At 42.7% G+C, this 21,747-nt stretch carries 15 protein-coding genes; 3 read left to right on the forward strand and 12 right to left on the reverse strand.

The features are described 5' to 3' along the window. Positions 1-54 precede the first annotated feature (54 nt). Both MHI15_RS15660 and MHI15_RS15665 read right to left on the reverse strand, forming a co-directional pair. A complete protein-coding gene (locus tag MHI15_RS15660) occupies positions 55-4,629 on the reverse strand; it encodes an endo-1,4-beta-xylanase (protein WP_341164584.1) in 4,575 nt (1,524 codons plus the stop codon). A gap of 406 nt (positions 4,630-5,035) precedes the next feature. Next, positions 5,036-5,923, reverse strand: coding sequence for a LysR family transcriptional regulator (locus tag MHI15_RS15665; RefSeq protein ID WP_341164585.1), 888 nt, complete (start codon positions 5,921-5,923; stop codon positions 5,036-5,038). A 111-nt stretch (positions 5,924-6,034) separates the two neighbouring features. Here MHI15_RS15665 and MHI15_RS15670 point away from each other — a divergent pair, with 111 nt between their 5' ends. Both MHI15_RS15670 and MHI15_RS15675 read left to right on the forward strand, forming a co-directional pair. Then, the gene (locus MHI15_RS15670; RefSeq protein WP_248547734.1) at positions 6,035-7,441 is read left to right on the forward strand and encodes an MFS transporter; all 1,407 of its coding nucleotides are present in this window, start codon (positions 6,035-6,037) and stop codon (positions 7,439-7,441) included. A 344-nt stretch (positions 7,442-7,785) separates the two neighbouring features. Next, on the forward strand, positions 7,786-10,458 hold the full coding sequence (locus tag MHI15_RS15675; RefSeq protein ID WP_341164586.1) for a cation-translocating P-type ATPase: 2,673 nt from the start codon (positions 7,786-7,788) through the stop codon (positions 10,456-10,458). Positions 10,459-10,562: 104 nt separating this feature from the next. Here the strand turns inward: MHI15_RS15675 and MHI15_RS15680 are convergent, their stop codons facing one another. The 8 genes from MHI15_RS15680 to MHI15_RS15715 form a co-directional block, all read right to left on the reverse strand. After that, positions 10,563-10,772, reverse strand: coding sequence for a helix-turn-helix transcriptional regulator (locus MHI15_RS15680; protein ID WP_076125269.1), 210 nt, complete (start codon positions 10,770-10,772; stop codon positions 10,563-10,565). A 1-nt stretch (position 10,773) separates the two neighbouring features. Next, entirely contained in the window at positions 10,774-11,100 is a 327-nt protein-coding gene (locus MHI15_RS15685) for a DUF6442 family protein (protein WP_076125270.1), read from the reverse strand. 130 nt (positions 11,101-11,230) lie between these two features. Next, positions 11,231-12,319, reverse strand: a complete 1,089-nt coding sequence (locus MHI15_RS15690; RefSeq protein ID WP_248547736.1) for a nucleotidyltransferase domain-containing protein — start codon at positions 12,317-12,319, stop codon at positions 11,231-11,233. A gap of 168 nt (positions 12,320-12,487) precedes the next feature. Further along, entirely contained in the window at positions 12,488-13,360 is an 873-nt protein-coding gene (locus MHI15_RS15695; protein WP_339172283.1) for a YitT family protein, read from the reverse strand. 28 nt (positions 13,361-13,388) lie between these two features. Further along, positions 13,389-14,693: an alkaline phosphatase family protein gene (locus MHI15_RS15700; protein WP_076308010.1), complete on the reverse strand. Its 1,305-nt coding sequence runs from the start codon at positions 14,691-14,693 to the stop codon at positions 13,389-13,391. Then, positions 14,690-15,949: an MFS transporter gene (locus MHI15_RS15705; protein ID WP_076098890.1), complete on the reverse strand. Its 1,260-nt coding sequence runs from the start codon at positions 15,947-15,949 to the stop codon at positions 14,690-14,692. The genes MHI15_RS15700 and MHI15_RS15705 overlap by 4 nt, the downstream gene beginning before the upstream one ends. A 148-nt stretch (positions 15,950-16,097) precedes the next feature. Beyond that, positions 16,098-16,544 carry a V4R domain-containing protein gene (locus MHI15_RS15710; protein WP_076185335.1) on the reverse strand — a complete coding sequence of 149 codons (447 nt, stop codon included), beginning with the start codon at positions 16,542-16,544 and terminating at the stop codon, positions 16,098-16,100. A gap of 182 nt (positions 16,545-16,726) precedes the next feature. After that, a complete protein-coding gene (locus MHI15_RS15715) occupies positions 16,727-17,908 on the reverse strand; it encodes a sensor histidine kinase (RefSeq protein WP_076125275.1) in 1,182 nt (393 codons plus the stop codon). A 291-nt stretch (positions 17,909-18,199) separates the two neighbouring features. On the opposite strand from MHI15_RS15715, the gene MHI15_RS15720 reads away from it, so the two are divergent. After that, on the forward strand, positions 18,200-20,131 hold the full coding sequence (locus MHI15_RS15720; RefSeq protein ID WP_341164587.1) for an ATP-dependent DNA helicase: 1,932 nt from the start codon (positions 18,200-18,202) through the stop codon (positions 20,129-20,131). 66 nt (positions 20,132-20,197) lie between these two features. On the opposite strand, the gene MHI15_RS15725 is transcribed toward MHI15_RS15720, so the two are convergent. Continuing rightward, the gene (locus MHI15_RS15725) at positions 20,198-20,968 is read right to left on the reverse strand and encodes an ABC transporter permease (RefSeq protein ID WP_341164588.1); all 771 of its coding nucleotides are present in this window, start codon (positions 20,966-20,968) and stop codon (positions 20,198-20,200) included. Further along, on the reverse strand, positions 20,969-21,727 hold the full coding sequence (locus MHI15_RS15730) for an ABC transporter ATP-binding protein (protein WP_036675796.1): 759 nt from the start codon (positions 21,725-21,727) through the stop codon (positions 20,969-20,971). Positions 21,728-21,747 lie beyond the last annotated feature (20 nt).

Here is a 21,747-nt window from a genome sequence, read left to right on the forward strand (position 1 = left end):
TCAGACTAAATATGACCTTGAGACAATTCAGACTTTTTTTCTGTGATGCCGGGACTACAGCTTCCAGATACGGTACAGAATGACTGCCGCTTCAGCACGGGTAAGCGTATCGTTCGGCGCAATTCTATTATTCTTTCCGTTTACGACTCCGGATTGGATCAACAATGATGCGCTGTCTTTTGCGTAGCTGGAAATACTTGCTTCATCAAGATAAGCAGCAGCTACAACGCCGCTCGCCTTAACTTGCTTACCGGCTGCCGCCAGCGCTCGTGCTGTCAGCACCATCATATCTTGTCTGGAGATATTGCTATTGGGTCTAAACGTATCATCTTTAAAACCTGTAGCAATTCCCAATTCCTTCGCGATGACCAGTTCATCATAATAGTAGTCTGTCTTTTGGACATCATTGAACAATATTGCACTTTTGCCCGTTCTCTTCAGTTCAAGCGCTCTTACGAGGAGAGTAATGAAATCCGCTCGTTTGATTGAATCTGCAGGTGAAAAGCTGTTCGTGGACGTTCCTTTGATGATATCGCGAGCCGCCATAACGTCTATAGCTTGTTTGGCCCAAGAAAGATTCTGCAGATCTCCGAAGTTTTTCTTTACGAAGGTTACTGCATAAGTGCTGAAGTGGGTTGTTTGAAAGACAACCGTTTGGGTTGCAGCATCATATCGGCCATTCGAAACCGGCAGTACGTTGCCTTTGCCATCGATGTACCAAACGACGATAAGCTCCGGATGGCTTAGCTCCTCCGCTGTCGGCACGTAAGGAATGGCTACCGTTACAGGTGCTTTAGGGTTATTCCAAGGAATAACTTTGTCACCTGCTACTACACTTAGACCGATAATTGGACGGTTGCCAATCATATTGCGGGTAGCTGCTTCCAAGCTGTCCGTGGTGACTTTACTTATTCGTATAGATACTTGCTCAGCATTATCTGTTATGTTGGACAGCATATTGCTTGGAATTTGAATTGTGGCATTTTCCGTCTTAAGCCATAGTTCAAAGTTTTCTTTCCCCGTTAGGCTTTGGGTCGGTAATTGTATATCATACCCTTTCCCGTCCGTTTGCTTTGGCACTTCAATGATAATTTGTTTCTTGCCGTTTGCCGCTACAGTAGCCTGCTCAAGCGCTTTTTTCATGTTGTCGCTGGAGATCGTACCTATAACCCGCCCGTTATCGGACTTTACCTCCAGTTTAATCGTAACAACACCATCTTTGTTTGTAATGGCTCCAGGCTGTGGAGTTGCTACAACATTACCCGAGTTACTGCTACCCGTTGGCGCATTTGTTGGTGCTGGCGTCGCTGTTGGAACAGGTGTCGGGGTTGCCGATGGTTCCGTTGGGTTTGTTGGATCGGTTGGATCGGTTGGGTCAGTTGGATCGGTTGGGCTCGTTGGTGTCGGTGTCGGTGCTGTTGTCGGCGTTGGAGTCGGTTCCGGCCCCGTAGATTTACCCTTTAGAGTAAGCACACCATAAACGGATGTGTCCATATATCCAGTTCCGCTCGTATCGTTCCACGCCGCGACACTTTGACGTGAGCCCTCTTTAGCGTCGTTGATCTGTACATCGAAACCAAGCTTTTTATCGTTGTCCGGAGTGATCCCTTGAAGTGGAATCTTCACTTCAACCGTATAGTTGGTTCCGGAAATCTGGGTTGCCGATTCAAAGCCGGCTGCGATACTTAAAGGATTAAATGAAGTTTCGTTGTCAAAATTGATTCTGTACTGGCCGTCATCATCTTGATAGAACGTCGTTTTCCCATTATTTTGGTCCATGAAGATTTCGACCGAATCCTGTTCATGTGCATTCACACTGCTCTTATCAAGCTGTGTATCACTCACCTGGATCAGGACATATAAATTTTGATCATCCCAGAGTGCTTTTGCCACTCCACTCGCTCCTTGCCAAGCGGTTTGATACCGATTGACCGGAATCTCAGCGGTCTGGCTCCAGATCTCGTCGACTGTTCCGTCTATAACAGGTGCAGCAAATTTAGCGGTAGATTGATTGGCTTCTACTGTTTCAGGCTCATGCTCTTCAATGAAGGTATCAGGATCGATAACGCCATAGTAAGCTGGCTTGGCTTGCAGATTTTTATCGAATAACAACGGATTGGATGAAGCTCTCCAGCTTGTGTTATCATCCATTCCCCAGAAGGTAACACGTTTGATAGAATCAGCGTGATCCCTGAAGATATTTAACAACTGCGCATATAGATAGCCCTGCGCATTAGCAAGCTTTTCAGAGAGCTGATAGTTGGTTCCGGCCTGAATGTCCAGCTCAGTTATGCTTACTTCGACACCCAAGGAAATGAACTTTTCCAAGGAAAGCTTCACATTCTCTGGGTTCGTATTAATGCTGTAGTGCCCCTGCATACCAACACCGTCGATAAGCAATTTGCCAGGGTGAGTCAGCGCGTACCTATCATTGATTTCTTTGACCATACTGTAGATGGCTTGCGCTTTATTCTGATTATCTTCGTTATAATCGTTGTAATAGAGCTTAATATCCCAATCTGGATGCGCGTCCAATACTTCTCTTGCCGCCAGGAAGGCTTGCTCTACGTAATCTGCTCCAATGGCACTTTTCCATGGGGCGGATCGCAGCGCTGTTTTCCAATCTGTTGGGTTGGATGGATTATCGCTCATCGCCTCGTTTACAACATCCCAAGAGATCACGTTGTCACCAAAATGCTCCATAACGGTTTGGATATGGGTCTGCAAATTCACAAGAGCTTCATCCCGTCCCAAGGGGATTGTGTTGTTAGCTGCGTCTGTTGTTGTATTCAGCCATGCAGGCGATTGTTGATGCCATACCAACACATGTCCATGCATCTGCATGCCCTCAGCCAGTACTTTATCTACAATTGTATCTGCCGCGGTAAACGTGAAGTTGTCCTTAGTAGGCTGCAACGCGTCCGGCTTCATGGCATTACCTGCCGTAGCAACATTGTGATGCATTTTCAAAAGCTCAAGTCTGACACCTTCCAGATCCTCAGCGGTTATCGCATTTCCGATCAGAAAATCATTCTGATAAGCATCCTTAATCGGTATAAGATCTTTTTCGATATCTACCGGGCCAGAGCCTACCTTTTCAAAATTAATATCATCAATATAAAAAGAGGCCGTGCTATTACTGGAGCTTTCCACATAAATGGTCAAATACTCACTGCTTACATTGTTATAACGGTAGGATCCCTCAAACTGAATCCAGCCATCGCTTGCACTGATGGTTTTAGGTGCGAGCTGCACATAATTGGCGCTGCTGCCATTGCCAACCTGCGTGGACAGCTGGAGCTGCGAGCTTGCAGGCTGGATCAGCTTGACCCATAACGAAATTTTATATTCGTAGCCTTTGTCCACATACTTCTCCACACGTAATGTCGGCCCATGCCATGTACTGGTTCTTCCCTCAACCTTCAAAGCGTATGAACCATCATCCGTATGATTCGCTTCATTAGTAACCGTAAGCGTTTCTGTACCTGCTCTGCCTTCAAAACCACCTGCCGTTTGATCCTCAAAAGTAACAGTGGCAAAAGGTAAAGCTGGGTCTCTAGGTGTTTCTGGTGTTGGAGTTGGCTCTACGGTAGCCACCTTTTCTGTGACCAGTACATCCCCAATGTAGAACGGAACCGTTTTCCCGTCATCATTGGATTGAACGCGCAGTGTCGTATCTTTGTCCGTATCCACGGTAAATTCTTTCGTCAATATGACCGCTTGGCCTGCTTCATAATTCGCATTTGCCAAAAGAGCGTAGCTGCCTATCGCTTGAAGATAAGCTTGGGCACCGCTGGGGACAATCACATCAGCGTCTACATACACGGATGCAGTTACCGTATAGGTTTTGCCGTTCTCTAGGCCCATGTCGCTGAATTTAAAATCAGCCGCGTCCCAGTTATTCGCTCTATTGCTTACATATAAAGCTGCCCCGTCAGCATTGCCCGCAAAAACCTTTCCGGTGACAGGGGTTAGGTTAGCGCTGCCTGATTGTGAGGCTAAACCTTTGCCACTCGCAAAAGTTTCGTGATAGATTTCTTTATCCGTTTCCGTCACTGCTTTTTTTGCTGTAATGAGAAGCTCCCCAATGTAGAACGGAACCGTTTTCCCGTCATCGTTGGATTGAACGCGCAGTGTCGTATCTTTGTCCGTATCCACGGTAAATTCTTTCGTCAAGGTGATTGCTTTGCCTGCTTCATAATTCACATTTGCCAAAAGGGCATAGCTGCCTATCGCTTGAAGATAAGCTTGGGCACCGCTAGGTATAGTCGCATTAGCATCCACATAGACTGATGCAGTCACCGTGTAGGTTTTGCCGTTCTCTAGGCCCATATCGCTGAATTTAAAATCAGCCGCGTCCCAGTTATTCGCTCTGTTGCTTACATATAAAGCTGCGCCGTCAGCATTGCCAGTAAAAACTTTATCATTCACAGGTGTAAGGCTAGCACTGCCTGCTTGAGCTGCAATCCCCTTGCCACTCGCAAAAGTTTCATGATATACCGTTACCCTATCTGATGATACTGTCGTATCCTGCGCCGCAGCTTCAGTAACCGGAGCGATCCAGCTTGTCGGAATAAGCAAGGCAGCTGCGAGTAAGATCGAGATTACTTGTTTAAGCATTCTACTCATTTAATGCATTCCTCCTCTAGTGATTTTCATAAAAATCAGTTAATGACCTACCTTATTAGCACCAGCCCTATATTCCCACGCTAATTTCCTTACCTGCTAAATCCTTAATTTCAACAGTGGTACAATCATCCCGAAGAGCAGTAGAACATCATCACAAATGAATCTTTTTACTTACAGATCCCCTCCTTATATGTAAACGCTTTCATGTCTACTCACACTATTTTACAGCCTCGCTGCTACGCACTACTACGCTAATATTAAAGGTGTTACCCCCCATAATTATAGGAAAACATAGCTATGATTAAAGATTCTACAAATTTAACCCAAAAAGAAAACCCCACTTACGGACCGTTGAACGTAACGGAAGGTAACGGGGAATTGGTTTGTTAGTTGTTCTGCCGCATAATTAAATGGTCTGTTTGGATAACGCTCCAAAATATTCTACAACTACCTCCCGAAATTCCAAAGCGGCCTGAGAAATGTACCGACTCCTGTGCCACAATAAAGCTATCTCCCTTTCCAATTCGTGATTCTCTACTTGGAGGTATTGGATATCTTCCCGTGAATTCCGTGCCGTGCTTGGTATGAAAGCTAAGCCAATTTCAGCTTCCACAAGAGTGCTAAGCCTTGCGGGTTCATCTCCCTCATACACATATTTAGGCACAAATCCAACTGATTTGCATACAGAGTCTATTAAATCGCGAGTACCATAGCCACTCTTTACACCAACAAACCACTCATCCCTTAGCTCTATCAAAGTTACGCTGTTTCGATTGGCCAGCCGATGCCCCTTTGGAACAGCCACAAGAATTGGATCGATAAAGACGATTTGACATTCGATGTCATCCCCTTTTATTGGAGGTGAGGATAAGCAATAATCAACTTCTCCTCTATTAAGAAGTGTAACCATTTCCTGCGTGGTTAGCATTTGCACATGGTATTGAATATCAGGCCGCTTTTTCCGAAACTCTCGCAGGATATTGGGTAATGTGCTTGCGGTCGTCACCGCTAATTCGAGTGTGCCATGTTCAGGACTGGATAAATCGCTAAGCTCCTGTTTTCCCTGCTCCAATTCAAACAATGCCCTTTCAGCTCGGCGAAGGAACCGGCTTCCGGACTCATTCAGTCGCAGCTTTCTTCCTACCCGATCGAATAAAGGTACCCCCAGATCCTCCTCCAAACGCTGAATCGTTTTGCTTAGTGAAGATTGAGTAACGTGTAGATTTCGTGCAGCTTCAGTCATATGTTCCAACCGAGCTACCGCGAGAAAATATTGCAGTTGCAAAAGTTCCAATTCGCACCTCCGTTCATTCCCTCAAGTCAATGAGATCATAACATAAAATGCGTTGGAATGAATAATCGATTTCAAGTACGATGACATTAATAAGCTTTAGGGGGATTTAAAATGAGTGTTCGCAACAGGTGGTTAATGATTTCAGTAGGTCTGGGGATTTTATTGAACCCTTTAAATTCTTCGATGGTATCTGTGGCTATTCCAAGGCTGCAAAATGTATTCCAGCTTGACTATACAGGTGTTTCCTGGATTATTTTTTCTTTTTACATTGCAAGTAGCATCGCTCAACCTGTCATGGGAAAGGCCAGCGATTTATTCGGCCGGAGGAAAATATTTCTTACCGGGCTTGTCGTATCCTTCATTGCAGGTTTATTAGCTCCTTTCTCCCCAAACTTTGGCTGTCTCATCGTGTTCCGTATTGTGCAAGCCATTGGAACTAGCATGATGGTTGCCGTTGGAATGGCCATTGTGCGGATTCATATTACGGAGAAACAAGCGACCGCACTATCTGTTTTATCCATCTTCCTATCCGGCGCGGCAGCAATTGGTCCCTTTATTGGCGGGGTTATTATTCACTGGTGGGACTGGCCAGCTATCTTTTTCGTCAATATTCCATTCGTGGTCGCTAGCTTTCTATTATCTTGGAGGCATATCCCCAAGGACGAACCGTCAACAACCGTTACCCGGGGAATGTCCCTGCGCAAATGGTTTGATTTGATTGATGCGTCAGGAATCCTGCTCTTCACTGTGGGGCTGATTGCCGTGCTCCTTGGATTGCTTTCAGCAAAATCATCCGGACATATCTCATTAATACATGTCATTACCTGGCTAACAGGACTCGTTCTGCTAGGAGTATTCGTCCGGCATGAGCTAACAGCGGCATCACCCTTTATTCCTTTACGTACATTTGCCAAATACCCGGCAATGACTTGGGTTAATGTTGAATTCATGCTCGTTAATGTACTTTTTTACTCACTCTTTTTCGGGATCCCATCCTACTTGCAAATGGTACGTCATGTCAGTGAATTCCAAACAGGAATTCTCATGCTAACGCTGGGATTATGCTCACTGATTACTGCTCCAATAGCAGGACGCTGGATCGATAGATCAGGACCCCGGCCAGCATTGCTAGTGTCCGGGGTCCTGATGACATTGGGATCAGTGTGGCTTGTGACCTTAAATCAGACTTCACCAGTTATCAGTGTATGTGTGGCTTTAGCTGCATTCGGTATTAGCAACGGATTGAACAATGTCGGCCTGCAAGCAGCCTTGTTCCAAAGTTCTCCAAAAGAAATAATCGGTGTAGCCTCCGGATTATTTAATACATCGAGATACCTGGGAACCATTCTCTCTTCGTTGTTAATAGGTATCATAATGGGAGGTAAGTTTAGCTTCGAGGGATTTCAAGTCCTTGGGGTTATCCTCACGGTAATTGCATTGTCTTTGGTATTCATGAGTCGGAAGCACCGTGAGTCAGGGCAATTGCAGGAATCGGCTAATTCGGGCGCTAACAAATAGGAAAGTGCAGACAAATAAGACCTGTCATCAGACGGGTCTTGTTTTGTTATTTTAATGCGTAGCCTCAGCTCTTTATGAGTTTTATTTAACTCTTCAAGGTGGGGATAAACTCGATTCATAAATAGGATAATAAATAAAGCGCCCATAGTAAACTTGTGCTCGGTGAGCCAAAAACATAATGAAGAAACCAGATTTACATATATTTTTCCGTCCAATTTCAAGCTCAAAAGACACATTTATAATGTGAAAACAGTTTCGGCAGCTCGATATTTTGAAACTTGTCCCGGCTTGAACCGTAATTTTTAAGAACAAAGACACAGCACAGCAGAGAGGAGCTATCATTAGTGGAATATTACCGCAACAATGTAGCCGACAGTTTACAGGATGTTCAGAGTTCAGCTAACGGGCTTACTTCGGCAGAAGTCGACAAACGTCTGAAAGATTATGGTTTTAACGAATTAAAAGGAAAGAAAAAAGATCCTGTTTGGAAGCTTTTTCTTGAAAACTTCAAAGACCCTATGGTAGTCGTACTGCTTATAGCCGCCATTGTCCAGATTGTTATGGGACAAGTTATGGAGTCGCTTATTATTTTCCTCGTGTTGATTCTCAATGCAGTTATAAGTGTCATCCAGACCCGTAAAGCGGAGAGTTCACTTGATGCCTTGCAGCAGATGTCAGCACCCGAGGCCAAAGTGCTGCGTGATGGAGAATTAAAAACCGTCCCGGCAAGGGAACTTGTTCGCGGTGATATCGTATGGCTGGAAGCCGGCGATTTCGTACCCGCCGATGGCCGGATTATAGAATCGGAAAGCTTAAAAATAAATGAGGGTATGCTAACCGGAGAATCCGAAGCTGTGGAAAAGCATACGAATATCATCGCGAAAGAATCTCCGCTTGGAGACCGGCGTAATATGGCGTTCAGCGGCTCACTAGTTGTATATGGCCGCGGAAGTCTGGTAGTAACGGGAACTGCACTCACTACCGAAATCGGTAAAATTGCTGAACTCATTGAAAGCGCCGAAGCCAAGCAAACGCCGCTGCAGCGCAAGCTCGAAACATTCAGCAAGCAGCTGGGGGTAGCAATTATACTCCTGTCCATTGTAATCTTTGCCATCCAGGCCGGACGTGTTTGGTTGTCGAATGATACTGTGGATACAACAGAAGCTATCCTGAATGCGTTAATGTTTGCAGTCGCTGTGGCAGTTGCTGCGATTCCCGAAGCTCTTTCCTCAATAGTAACCATTGTCCTATCCGTAGGTACTAATAAGATGGCTAAGCAACATGCGATTATTCGTAAGCTGCCCGCTGTCGAAGCCCTTGGGTCAACCAGTGTCATCTGTACAGATAAAACCGGTACCCTCACCCAGAATAAAATGACTGTTGTAGATTACTTTTTGCCAGAAGGGGATCGTGATCAATTCAATCAAGCGCCTGAAGAATGGTCTGAAGAAGCCCGGCGGCTCCTGCATATTGCTGTGCTCTGCAACGACTCTAACATTAATGAGGATGGTAAAGAGCTGGGTGATCCTACAGAGGTAGCGCTTATTGCCTTCAGCAACAGCAAGAATAAAGATTATAAGGAAATACGCGATAATTTCCCGCGCGAAGCCGAGCTACCTTTTGACTCGGATCGCAAGCTGATGACGACCTTGCATACTTTTAACGGGCAAAAAGCAATGATTACTAAAGGTGGGCCCGATGTGCTCTTTGGTCTATGCTCGCATGTACTGTTAAGTGGAAAAGAAGTACCGATGACACCAGAAGTTCTTGAACGCTTCTTCGAAGCCAATGAGGAGTTCTCCAGCAGAGCACTACGTGTACTTGCCTATGCCTACAAAACCGTACCAAATACGGTTACTGAAGTCGGATTAGAGGATGAACAAAATCTGGTGCTCGTAGGTTTGACAGCTATGATTGATCCACCTCGGGAAGCTGTCTACGGCGCGATCGCAGAGTCTCAGAAGGCTGGCATCCGAACCATCATGATTACCGGTGATCATAAGACAACCGCACAAGCGATCGGCCGCGATATCGGTCTGATGACTGAGAATGAAATTGCCGTAACCGGCCAAGAACTCGATGCCATGTCTGACAAGGAACTTGATCAAAAACTCGAACAGATTGGTGTGTACGCCCGTGTCTCCCCGGAGAACAAGATCAGAATTGTCCGCGCGTGGCAGCGGAAAGGCAAAATAACAGCCATGACCGGTGATGGTGTAAATGACGCGCCTGCTTTGAAACAAGCAGATATCGGAGTTGCCATGGGCAGTGGAACCGATGTTGCCAAAGATGCGGCCGCCATGATTTTGACCGATGATAATTTTGTATCTATTGTCAATGCTGTATCTGTGGGCAGAACGGTATTTGACAATATCAAAAAAGCGATCGCCTATTTGTTTTCAGGTAACCTGGGTGCAATTATCGCCATCCTCTTTGCCCTTATTTTCAACTGGATTAATCCTTTCACAGCGATTCAGCTTCTATTCATCAATCTGGCGAATGATTCTCTGCCCGCCATTGCTCTCGGGATGGAAAAACCTGAACCTAATGTGATGAACAGAAAACCAAGAGAGCTCAAGGAAGGAATATTCGCAGGAGGAATGATGCAGGCGATTGTCACTCGTGGTCTACTCATAGGTATCGCTGTAATCATATCCCTGTATATCGGACTTCAGGATTCACCTGATATGGGCGTAGCTATGGCATTCACAACCCTGATCTTGTCTCGTACGTTGCAGACCTTTGCCGCCCGTTCGAACAGTCAAACTGCTATTGAAGCTGGCCTTTTCAGCAACAAATACGTCATCGGAGCCGTTCTGGTCTGCTTTGCCTTTTACGGCATTGCGGTATTGCCAGGGGTTAGAGAAATCTTCTCGATTCCGGCTACATTTGGAATGTCAGAGTGGCTGATTGCAGCAGGCTTAGCACTCGGCTCCCTCATCCTAATGGAATTAACGAAGGTTGTTCGAAGAGCTTTTACACCCAAATCTGTTGAACAGAACCCTGTAAATTCCTGAGTAAGCTATAATCGACCGAAAAGACAAAACAGCGATTCTCCAATAATGGAGTATCGCTGTTTTTCTGACATCTAGAGTTAAACCTAGAAAAGCTTCTATTGATTTTAATCAAAATAAAATAATTCTTCGAATTTTTTATCCAACGCAATACATAAAATCAAAGCCAATTTTGCAGTAGGGTTAAACTGTCCGGTTTCAATCGAGCTTATAGTATTTCTTGAGACACCCACCATTTCTGCCAATTGTGCTTGCGATAATTTTTGTTCTGTTCTTGCTTCGCGCAGTTTATTTTTTAAAACCAAATGTTCACTCATACTAATCACTCATTCCATAAAAGTAAATATACAAAAAATAAACACTTATAATTAATCCTAAAATGAATTTGAGTAAATCCATCTTTTTCTTAGTTACAGAATACATTCCAAGACCTTCACAGCCCAAATATCCAAAAAACATAGCTATCATAGCTTTTAATGCAAAATTTGTTTCCTGACTATGATTATATAAATTGAAGACACTCAGAATGCAAAATACAATTAACATTCCAATGAATCCGCTTTTTCTGCCTTTAGCAAAAACAAATTCTTTTCCTTCGTCTCCTTTTTCATTTCGGCTTTTTTCTAATATTTCTTCCTTTTTCATAAAAATTTCTCCTTTCAGATTGAAAAGATGATGACAAGAAAACTTGTCATCATTATTATAATACGCCAAGTTTTCTTGTCAAATAAAAAAATAGCCCACTCCAATCCAAAGATTGGTAGTGAGCTATTTTCTATACCTTCATATATTCGTTATATAATTGCTCGAAAGTATTGTATCGTTCGACTTTCCTGCCTACCTTGTTGTATTCCTCCAGATATTCATCCATGACCTTCAGAAACTCATTCTTAAAGACTTGAAGATGGTCAGAATCAAAATACTGCATGATATCAAACTTTTTGGTTCCCTTCCATTCTGTCATTTCATCAAGAAAACCTTGTATGCCCATTGCTGCTAGATACGCATACGATCTATCACCCGATTCTACACTTGCTATAATCTTATTGCGGTAGTTGCACCATAACTCCTCATAAGTTCCGCCAAGATTATCATAGCTTGGGACAGGCTGCACTACAAAATCCTTATACATTTTATTATATAAATCATTGATGTTTTTAAGTGCCTTATATGCTGCACTTCTGATTTCATCGATAGTCTTCGCCTCTATCACAGCCATATATGTCTTTTCAAAATCATCAGGAACATAACGGTACGTAGCTATTTCCTCCAAATATCTTTTCATTCCCCGTTTGAAATAAGTATTGTTCAAATGAGTTAGCGCATTTAACAAATTGTATAAAACTTCGCTTGAAGCATACCTTACTGCTCCTATATCTTCAGAAAGTAATGTATTCGCATATTCCTGTTTTGCTATGTCTATACACTTTTTCGCTCTACTGATACATTCTCTCCCTATAGGCATTGCCAGAGCATCGAGTGCTCTCTGTTTATATAAATTTAGCTTTTCCAAATATTCGGGTTTTGCACAGTATAACACCTGTAAATCCACCAGACATGAAATCATTGGACTCTCGAGATTGGCTTGATCTTCTATCCTTGTTTCCCATGGCGTACAATATAGATCGTATCCAATATCATCCAAAATAAAACACGAAGATATTCCCCAGCCTTGCTCTGTGTTATTAATTATGATTAGATCAAGATCGCTTTTTTCATGAAAATCCCCAGTACTAAAAGAACCTGTAAGCCCAATAATTGCAATATCATCAGAAAAATCTCTCTTAGCCCGTTCAATGACCATGCTAATAAGCTTTTCATTTTTGATTAAGATCTTTTCTTTATGAACAGCATCCATATCCATGTCCCCTCTCCAACCTTATTAATTCTATTGTATAAGCATGTTGTTAGAGTAGGTATTCCAACTTTAATTATATTAAATCTATACCAAGCCTTTCCTCTCCTTCAAAGAAAACAAAAAAACGCGCTGGCAAGAGCATAATTAGCTTCTCTCCAACACGTTTTATAGTCGTTAGTGAATATTTTTCTTTTTGAAACTGCCACCTTTAACTTCTGCAACATCGTAGACTACTACAAAAGCATTCGGGTCAATTTCACGAATAATATCTTTTATTTTACTTTCTTCAAGACGGTTAATGACACAAGTGATTTCTTTGAATTGTTCATTGGAGTAGCCGCCATAAGCATCTGTATAAGTTGCTCCACGACCCAATCGGTCACGAATAGTCTCGACCATGATTTCCGGTTGAATGGTGATGATTTTAAACGTTTTAGAGCCACTCAAACCTTCTTCAATAATATGAATGACCTTAGAAGCAATAAAATAAGCAAGCGCTGATAGAATAGCCCCTTGTAGGCCAAATACTGTTGAAACAACAATAAAGACAAACATGTTTAGAAATAAGATTAAATCACTGGTCCCAAAAGGTAATTTTCGTGAAAGTAAGACAGCTAACATATCTATCCCATCTAATGCTCCACCATTACGTAAGGCTAAACCCATACCAAAACCGATAATAATCCCGCCAACAACGGTAATTAATAAGGTATCACCTTCTATAATCGTCGGTACATGATGCATAAGACTAGTGCCAACAGCCAGTGAAGCAATACCGATAACGGAATAAAGAGCAAAGCTTTTACCAATTTGCTTATATCCTAGCCACACAAAAGGGATATTAATTATGCCAATTAGCAGCCCTAGCGGTAAGCCAAACAGTTCAGAGCCAACGATGCTTAGACCTGTGACACCTCCATCTGAGACGTTGTTGGGTATCAATACGGATTCTAGACCATAGGCAGCTATTAGCGCCCCAATAATAATCATGAATACTTTTGTGAATATCTTGAGTTTATTAGATTTCTGTTTTCGCGTTTCAATCATTGAATTTCTCCGTTTCACATTGCTTAATTTAGTCCATAAAAATTTCCTCTAAAGGTCTTCCGTCACCTGGATTAAAATCAATCCCTAAAATCTTTGCCATCGTGGGGGCTATATCTACCATTTCGATGTCCCCTATATGATGCCCATTTCTAATCTTTTCCCCGGAGACAACCAAGTTGCATCTATAGCCGTCTTTATCAGGAGAATAGCCATGCGTGGCAAATTTAACGCCTTGTTTGTCCAAATCAACAATCGTTGGTTCATCCATACTTTCGTCGAAACAATAACCTCTCTTAGCCTCAAGCATATACTTTGTGGTTTGGCCCACATGAAAATAATCCAGTTCATCTCTAGCATACAATTTCTCTATACCTGAAAATTCATCTCTCATATTATCTCCAATAACAGCTAATGCTATTTGCTCAGCTTCTTCATCGCCCTGCCGGATATGCAAGTAAGCCGCTCCACCCCCACACTGAAAGTAAGCTCTCCACTTCATTTCGCCGTTCTCTTCATAGATCAGGCCCTTTTCCTGCAAAAGGTTGTTTAAATGCACCTTGTACCTAACATTAAACTGGCCATGGTCCCCCAAAATTAAAAAAATCGTATCATCCTTTATCCCCGCTTCATCCACTGCCTGCATAATATCGCCTACCCTTTTATCCATACGTGTGATTACCTGCTTCACTTCCTCACTGTCAGTTCCATAAGCATGTTTGGCATCATCCAGATCGATCAGATGCATCATTAGAAGATTAGGTTTTTTGCGCTTAATCGTGTCTATAGCACATTTGGTCGTGAAGTCATCCAGATAGGGCTGCTCAATCCCTTTGCGGATCCGGCCATATTTCAGCTCCATATCCACGCAGTATAAGGGGCTTCCGCTTTTTAATATCTTCAGTGCCTGATTTTCGTTTTTGATGGCTCTGATTTCAGGTATATTGTATTGGATGGAGGATTTACCCGATACTGGCCATAGGATTCCGGCGGTGCTCATCTTATGCTCGCGCGCAACATCATAAATCGTTGGCACCTTGATCGCATTTCTAAACCAGAACCAATTCTGCTCCTCTTCCTTAATAAAGGGCTGAAACGGATTGTTGTGATGGATGCCATGCTTATCCGGATATACACCGGTTGCTATGGTGGTGTGCACTACATATGTGAGCGTGGGATACACACTTTTCAATTTATGGCTGTGGGCTCCGTTTTTAATTAATTCCGCTAAGTTTGGAAGCCGGCTGGCCAATGCCCAGTGGTCTTCTGAAAAGGCATCGTAAGAGATGACGATCAAATGCTTGGCCATAGCCGTTTGTGCTTTAATTGACTTCATAGAATAAGCCCCTTAGGTTCGTCATGTTCAGGCTGCTCTTTAGGTAAAGTTATAAATACGAATAATCCAATAATAAAAAGTGGGATAATCGCTAAAATACTAAATTTAGCATTACCTGTTAAGGTTGTTGTTAAAGACATTACAGCAGGACCAACAATGGCCGCGAACTTGCCAAAAATATTGTAAAAACCAAAGAATTCATTGGAATTCTCCTTTGGAATGATCTTCGCATAATAAGACCTGCTGAGCGCCTGAATGCCTCCCTGAGCGGAACCAATTAGCGCACCTAGAATAAATATATGCCACACTGAAGTGATAAAAAAAGCTGCGATGCAGGAAATGATATATGTAACAATCCCCACGATGATCAAAGTCCTGGCGGAGTATTTTTTGGCGAGATTACCATACAGGATTGCACAAGGAAAAGCGATGATCTGGATAACTAATAATATCCCCAGTAAGGTAAAGGTGTCAAAAGCATCCGCACCCAGAACCGATGTGGCATAGGGCACCACCATTTTAATAATCGTATCTACCCCATCAATATAAAGAAAGTACGCAATTAAGAAAACAAATACAACTTTATGCTGTCTAACATTCCTAAAGGTGTCCCCCAGTCTTTTAAAACTGTTGATTACAGGTCTTGGTTCAGGCTCAATATAATATCTCTGCTTTACATCTCTGATCATGGGTATGGTCAACAGCCCCCACCAAAGAGCAGTAATGATAAACCCAATCTGATAACCGATCGACTTATCCATCCCCATAAACAGAATCAATAGCAGGCTGATGCCAAATGGAATGACGCTGGCGATATATCCATAAGCAAAACCTTTTGTGGATACCTTATCCATCCTTTCATCAGTGGTTATATCCACAAGAAAAGAGTCATAAAAAATATTGGCTCCGGCAAAACCTATGACAGACAGGATGTAAAACACAATCAATAACTGCCACTGCCCGCTCGCAGGTGCAACGAATGCCAACGAAGCCGTAGCCAGCACACCGATCAAAGAGAAAAATAAGAAAAAGCGCTTTTTCTTATCCTTGTAATCTGCGATCGTGCCTAAAATCGGACTAAGGATAGCCACAAGAATACTAGCAATGGAGTTAAAGTACCCTAAATCCATGCTGCTGTTAACATTTGAAAACATGCCAAATACAATAGGCAATAATGCAGTTGTAACCGCCATCGAATAGGCTGAATTCCCGCAGTCATATAAAATCCATGATTTTTCCTCTTTGCTAAGTTTCATCTAACAGCCACCTTTTCACCTATTTGTAACTGTTATATCATTTCAGCATAAGAGGCATGTTAAATGAATGTTAATTCCATCACAACTTCTTCATAAAAAAACGACCTTTTAAAATCGAAAGGTCGCTTACTCGCTTTTATATATGAATTTAATATTTGACGATATATTCGCAATATTCATCCCCATTAACATTACATTTTATTTCCCGGACGGAAACCCGCTTTCCACGAATTTTAGTAAGTGCTCCTTCGATAATGGCTCCCTCCAGGTCACAAACCATTTTCCCTTCCATAATAGGTAACCCTTCGCAGAAACAATCGTGTACTGCAATCGTCATCCCCTTGTCATCTTCATGGGTTATTATAGGAATCCCTATCTTCAATTGTTCGAATAACTCGAATAGTTCATTAACCGAGGTAACACCAAATTCTTCCCCAATTTTTCTTCCTATAGTCAACGTTGTACCCTTACCATTCATGGGTAACGCTTGATATAAACCAATAAGTCTAATCGTTCTGAAAAGCTCCAAAGGTACGACATTACCTAAATTTTTTCTCTTTATTTTTTTCATATCTGTAAAAGTAAATTGATCCATGCCAGTAGCCTCCAATTGCTTATGTAATTTATATTTCAAATTTAATTGATATATTGAGTATAAACGTATCCAATAATTGCTTTGTGATCTTACGCACATCCTGATTTTTTGTAGAACCATAACAAAAAAAGCAACTTCCCTGTTGGCAAGTCGCTCCTTCATTCATTAGATGCAGCAGCATCTCAAATATGATAATCATAAACCCAAGGCAAAATAACCCTCACGCTAGTTCCAACCTGAACCTCTGAATCTACCTTAATATGCCCCCCATACATTTCAATTAATTGTTTACAAATCGATAATCCAATCCCTGTCCCTTTTTGCTTGGTAGTAAAGAAAGGGTCAAATATCCGTTTTAATTTATCCTGTGGAATTCCTTCTCCGTTGTCTTTAAAGAGTAGAATAATTTCGTTTGTCTCAGCAGCTGTGGTAACAGAAATATCTATTCTGCCTCTAAAAGCTGTGAAGGAATCGATACTATTCTTCAAAATATTAAGAATTACCTGCTCTAGCTGAGAGGCGCTTCCAAACGTTAGTACTTTTTCTAAAGAGCACTCTACTGAAAGTATAATATCATCACTAAGTATGAGTTGATTCACAATGTTATTAACTCTATGTATAACCTCCATAACGTTAAATACTACGCCGTTATTTTTCGTACTGTCACCTTTTCGAGCCAGTATTAGAAAGTCCGTTACTAATCCATTCAGAGCATCAATCTCTTTGATGGTGATATCCAGATATGCACGCAATTCATCCGCTTTGATCTCCGGCTCATTTAGCCTGATATTTACAAGCTGAGCAAAACCTTTAATCGAAGCTAGCGGATTTCTTATTTCATGCGCCATTCCTGCTGCCATTTGTCCCATAACAGCAATTTTTTGTTCATGTAAATTGTCAATCTGTTGATTTTTATTAGACAAATAACCTTGTGCAAAGCCAGTAAAACGGGTCCAGTTGCATTCCATTAAACGATTATAAAAAAACAATCGGATCGCGGAATCATCTACAAACTCTTCAATGATCTTAAACATAATATTCTGAGCGGTTAAATTTAAATCCTTGCTCATATCAAGTAAAATATCAAAATGATCACCGAATATTTCTGCAGTATAAACCCCTTGCTCAGCCCCCTCTTTTTCTAGCAGGTTTAAGTATTGATCGTAACCAAAAGAATCAAAAAACAAGGCTTCTACCATACTCATTAATATCGTACTGAATGATGAATCTAACAATTCCTTATGCGTCTCTACAAACCAGGAGAATTCGATGTTTTTCATAGTCATGGAATGATAATGCCTGTTTAAAATGATTGGAACTGCTAAGATTAATGACGAACGCAATTCATTTTCTTTGTATGACATTGTCATCCTCCTTCTTTGTAGTTTGTATTCAAGATATGTGTATATTTTCCTGCTTCAAAAACACAGTAATTCACTTTGTTTTAATCATCATATTATATTCTGGACTTGACTGTTAGAGTGGCATCGAAGATAATTACAACCTCACCAAAAAACCAAAAAAACTATAATTAGGAAGATCATTGATTTTGAAAAGGGGCGGTCGTCATTAGCTGGTTAAGTGATCTCTACAAATTACAGAAGCAGGAGCTAAAGAAGGACATCGAGCCCTCTTTAGTCAATGCTATCTTTCGCATGTATGATAAATTTCCCAGGATTGGACTTAAAGAGCGGATCGGCCAGCAGGATATGTCTCTAGATATCGCTGATGCCTATATTAATGGTCGTAACGCGATGATTGAAGCTGGAGTCGGCATCGGCAAGTCCTTTGCCTACCTCATTCCCAGCCTGCTTATTAACCAAATCTCAAGGCAACCGGTTATTATTGCGACATCCTCCATACAACTTTCAGAACAAATACATAAAGATCTGAGATTCATCGGAAGTCGGCTCGGATTTACAAGGGTACGTTCGGTAGTTGGAAAAGGCATGGGGCAGTATGCTTGCCGGTATAGGGCAGCAGATCTGTTCCAAGCGGATGATTCAAACCCCCCTCTGTCTGCGCTTGCTCAACAGATTGTGAATTATGAAATTGATGAGCGGGCGGATATTAAGGGCGGGGTTAGTGATGCAGTATGGTCTAACGTTTGTGTGAATGATTGCAAATTTGAACGTTGCCATTATAAAAGTACATGTACGTTTTATGAGATGAGAGCTAAAATTAATGCCAACGCGAGCGACATGGATTTTATTATCGTAAACCAGGATCTGCTCATCCGTGATTTAATTAAGAAAAAGGAAGGAACGAAGGGGTTAATCACTGAACGGCCGGCTCTGATCGTAATTGATGAAGCTCATAATCTGGAAGCGAAGGTTAGAGATGCAAGAACGCTCGAATTTACAAACCGGGGAACCTGCCGTATTCTGGATGACGCCTTACAGATTCTCTTCAAACAATCTGCCGATACGGAGCTTATGCCGCAATTTAAATTTATAAAAAGATGCGTTGGCCATATTTTTAAACAAGTAGAGGCAGACTTACTGCAAACAGCCAAGCAGGACAATGACCGTATAAAAATATCGCAGATCACAGGAATCCCCTTAAGACGAGCAGCTCAGGTTTTAAAAGATTTTAATCTCAGCCTTTCCGTCTTAACTTCACGGCATGAGCGGGAGATTGACAATATTTTCGAAGCCATGAACGGACTTATCGACCTCTTTGATGTACTCGCCGGAGTAGAGGATAACTATCTGATCTGGGCAAGCAATACCCAGCGGGAGAGTACCCTTAGTATCTGCCCTAAAGGGATAAGCCAGTTTCTGAAATATACCTTATTTAACGGGAAAACCTCTGTTATTTTAACGTCAGCAACGATGTGTCAAAACGGAGAAACGCTGGAGGAACAATACGCTTATCTCACTGAGTCCCTCGGTTACAGGGGAGATTATATGGAGCGCCAAGCTTCACCGTTTGATTATGACAACCACACCATGCTGTATATTGCCAAGGACATCCCCTACTATAACCATCAGCGGCGGGAAGATTATCTTGAAGCGGCATACAAGGAAATGATGAGGCTCTGTAATTTAACAGACGGGCGGACATTGGTTCTTTTTTCAGCTAAAGAGGATATGAAGTATATTCATAAGAAATTAAACTCTGAGAAGCTGGCATGGGCATTGCATGTTCAAAGGGAAGGTTCGTCCCAGGACGGGGTGATCGCTGACTTTCGGGGCAGTAAAGGCGTTCTACTTAGTACCGGTGTATTCTGGGAAGGTGTGAATATCGAAGGTTCCGATTTGTCGCAGTTAATCATTTTCCGTCTGCCTTTCCCTGTTCCTGCCGATCCTGTCTATGAATATAAGACTTCGATGGCAAAGAATCCCTTGAAAGAGGTTTTTGTACCGGACATGCTGCTTCGGTTAAGACAAGGAACCGGGCGCCTGATCCGCAGTGAAACTGATCTGGGTGTACTCAGCATACTCGATTCCCGCCTGTCCATTGCCGCCAAAAAGGATTACCGGGATCAGGTACTGGAAGCCTTACCTTTTAAAAAGGTTACTGAGGATTTCAAGGTTCTGGAGAAGTTTGTGAAAGAAAAAGGGATACAGCTTAGTGATACGTAGAGAGATGAAAAAAAGCAACCCATCCGCAGACAAGTCGCTTCTAAACCCTATAACGTTATCTGGCAATTAAACTACTTTATGTTTGTATACCCGCATCGCTATTAAATAAGCAACTACTAGAATGGCTATGCACCATATGATGGCTCCCCAAATATCATTGCCGACAGGCTGCCCCATCAGGAGGGAGCGAACCGCCTCTACTATAGATGTAACGGGTTGGTTTTCAGCAAAGGCGCGAACGACTGGCGGCATCGATTCGGTAGGCACAAAGGCCGAGCTGATGAAAGGAAGGAAAATAATCGGGTAGGAAAAAGCAGTCGCGCCGTCCACCGATTTTGCGGATAGTCCAGCAATTGCTGCGACCCAAGTTAGAGCCAGCGTAAACAATATCAGGATGCCGGCAACCGCCAGCCATGAGAGCACTCCTGCCGATGAACGAAACCCCATAATCAATGCAACAAGAATGATGACGCTAACTGAAATCGCATTGGATATCAGGGAGGTCAGCACATGTCCCCACAGCATGGTAGAACATGCAATCGGCATAGAATGGAATCTCTGAAAAATCCCTTTTTGCACATCATTAAACAGGCGGTAAGCCGTATAAGTTACACCACTTGCAATAGCGATCAGTATGATCCCGGGTAATAAATAATTCACATAGTTATCCGTACCCGCCTGGATGGCCCCACCGAACACGTAAACAAACAACAGCATAAATGCAATTGGCATGATAGTTACCGTGATGATGGTATCCATACTGCGGAGAATATGGCGCATAGAGCGTCCGAGCATTACACTCATGTCACTGAAAAAGTGCTTCTTAATCATTTCCATTTACTTTCCCTCCTTTTTGCCGATGATTGCGAGGAATATTTCCTCCAGCGTCGGCTGCTTTTCAATGTACTCAACTTTTGCCGGCGGAAAACGCTTTTTTAGTTCTTCGAGTGTACCGCTCGCAATAATTTTACCTTCATGTAGAATGGCGATTTGATCAGCAAGCTGCTCTGCCTCTTCCAAATACTGCGTCGTCAAAAAGACAGTCGTACCGCCGTCGGCAAGCTCCTTAACCATCTTCCATACATCAATCCTTGCCTCAGGATCAAGTCCAGTGGTTGGTTCGTCGAGGAAAATAATCTGCGGCTTTCCAACAAGACTCATCGCGAGATCTAATCTCCGGCGCATCCCGCCTGAATAAGTGGATACCTTGCGATCCGCGGCATCGGTCAAAGTGAAGCGTTCCAGCAGATCGTCCGCAACTTGACGCGGATGCTTCTCATGGCGGAGCCTCGCAATCATGATCAGATTTTCCCGGCCGGTCAGAATCTCATCCACGGCAGCAAATTGACCCGTCAGGCTGATGGACTGGCGTACATAATCAGGCTTTGTGGCGACATCAAATCCGTTCACTGCAGCAGTCCCGCCATCTTGATTCAGCAAAGTGGTGAGGATTTTGACAATGGTGGTCTTGCCTGCACCATTGGAGCCCAGCAGAGCAAAAACGCTGCCCTGCTCCACTTCAAAATCCACCCCCTTTAAAACTTGAAGCTGTCTGTAGGACTTTTCTAACCCAACCACTTTAATGGACTTGTTCATTGCATTCCCTCCTCAAGGTT

Origin of the sequence: Paenibacillus sp. FSL H7-0918 (assembly GCF_038007025.1) — a bacterium.
Taxonomy (GTDB): domain Bacteria; phylum Bacillota; class Bacilli; order Paenibacillales; family Paenibacillaceae; genus Paenibacillus_AQ; species Paenibacillus_AQ odorifer.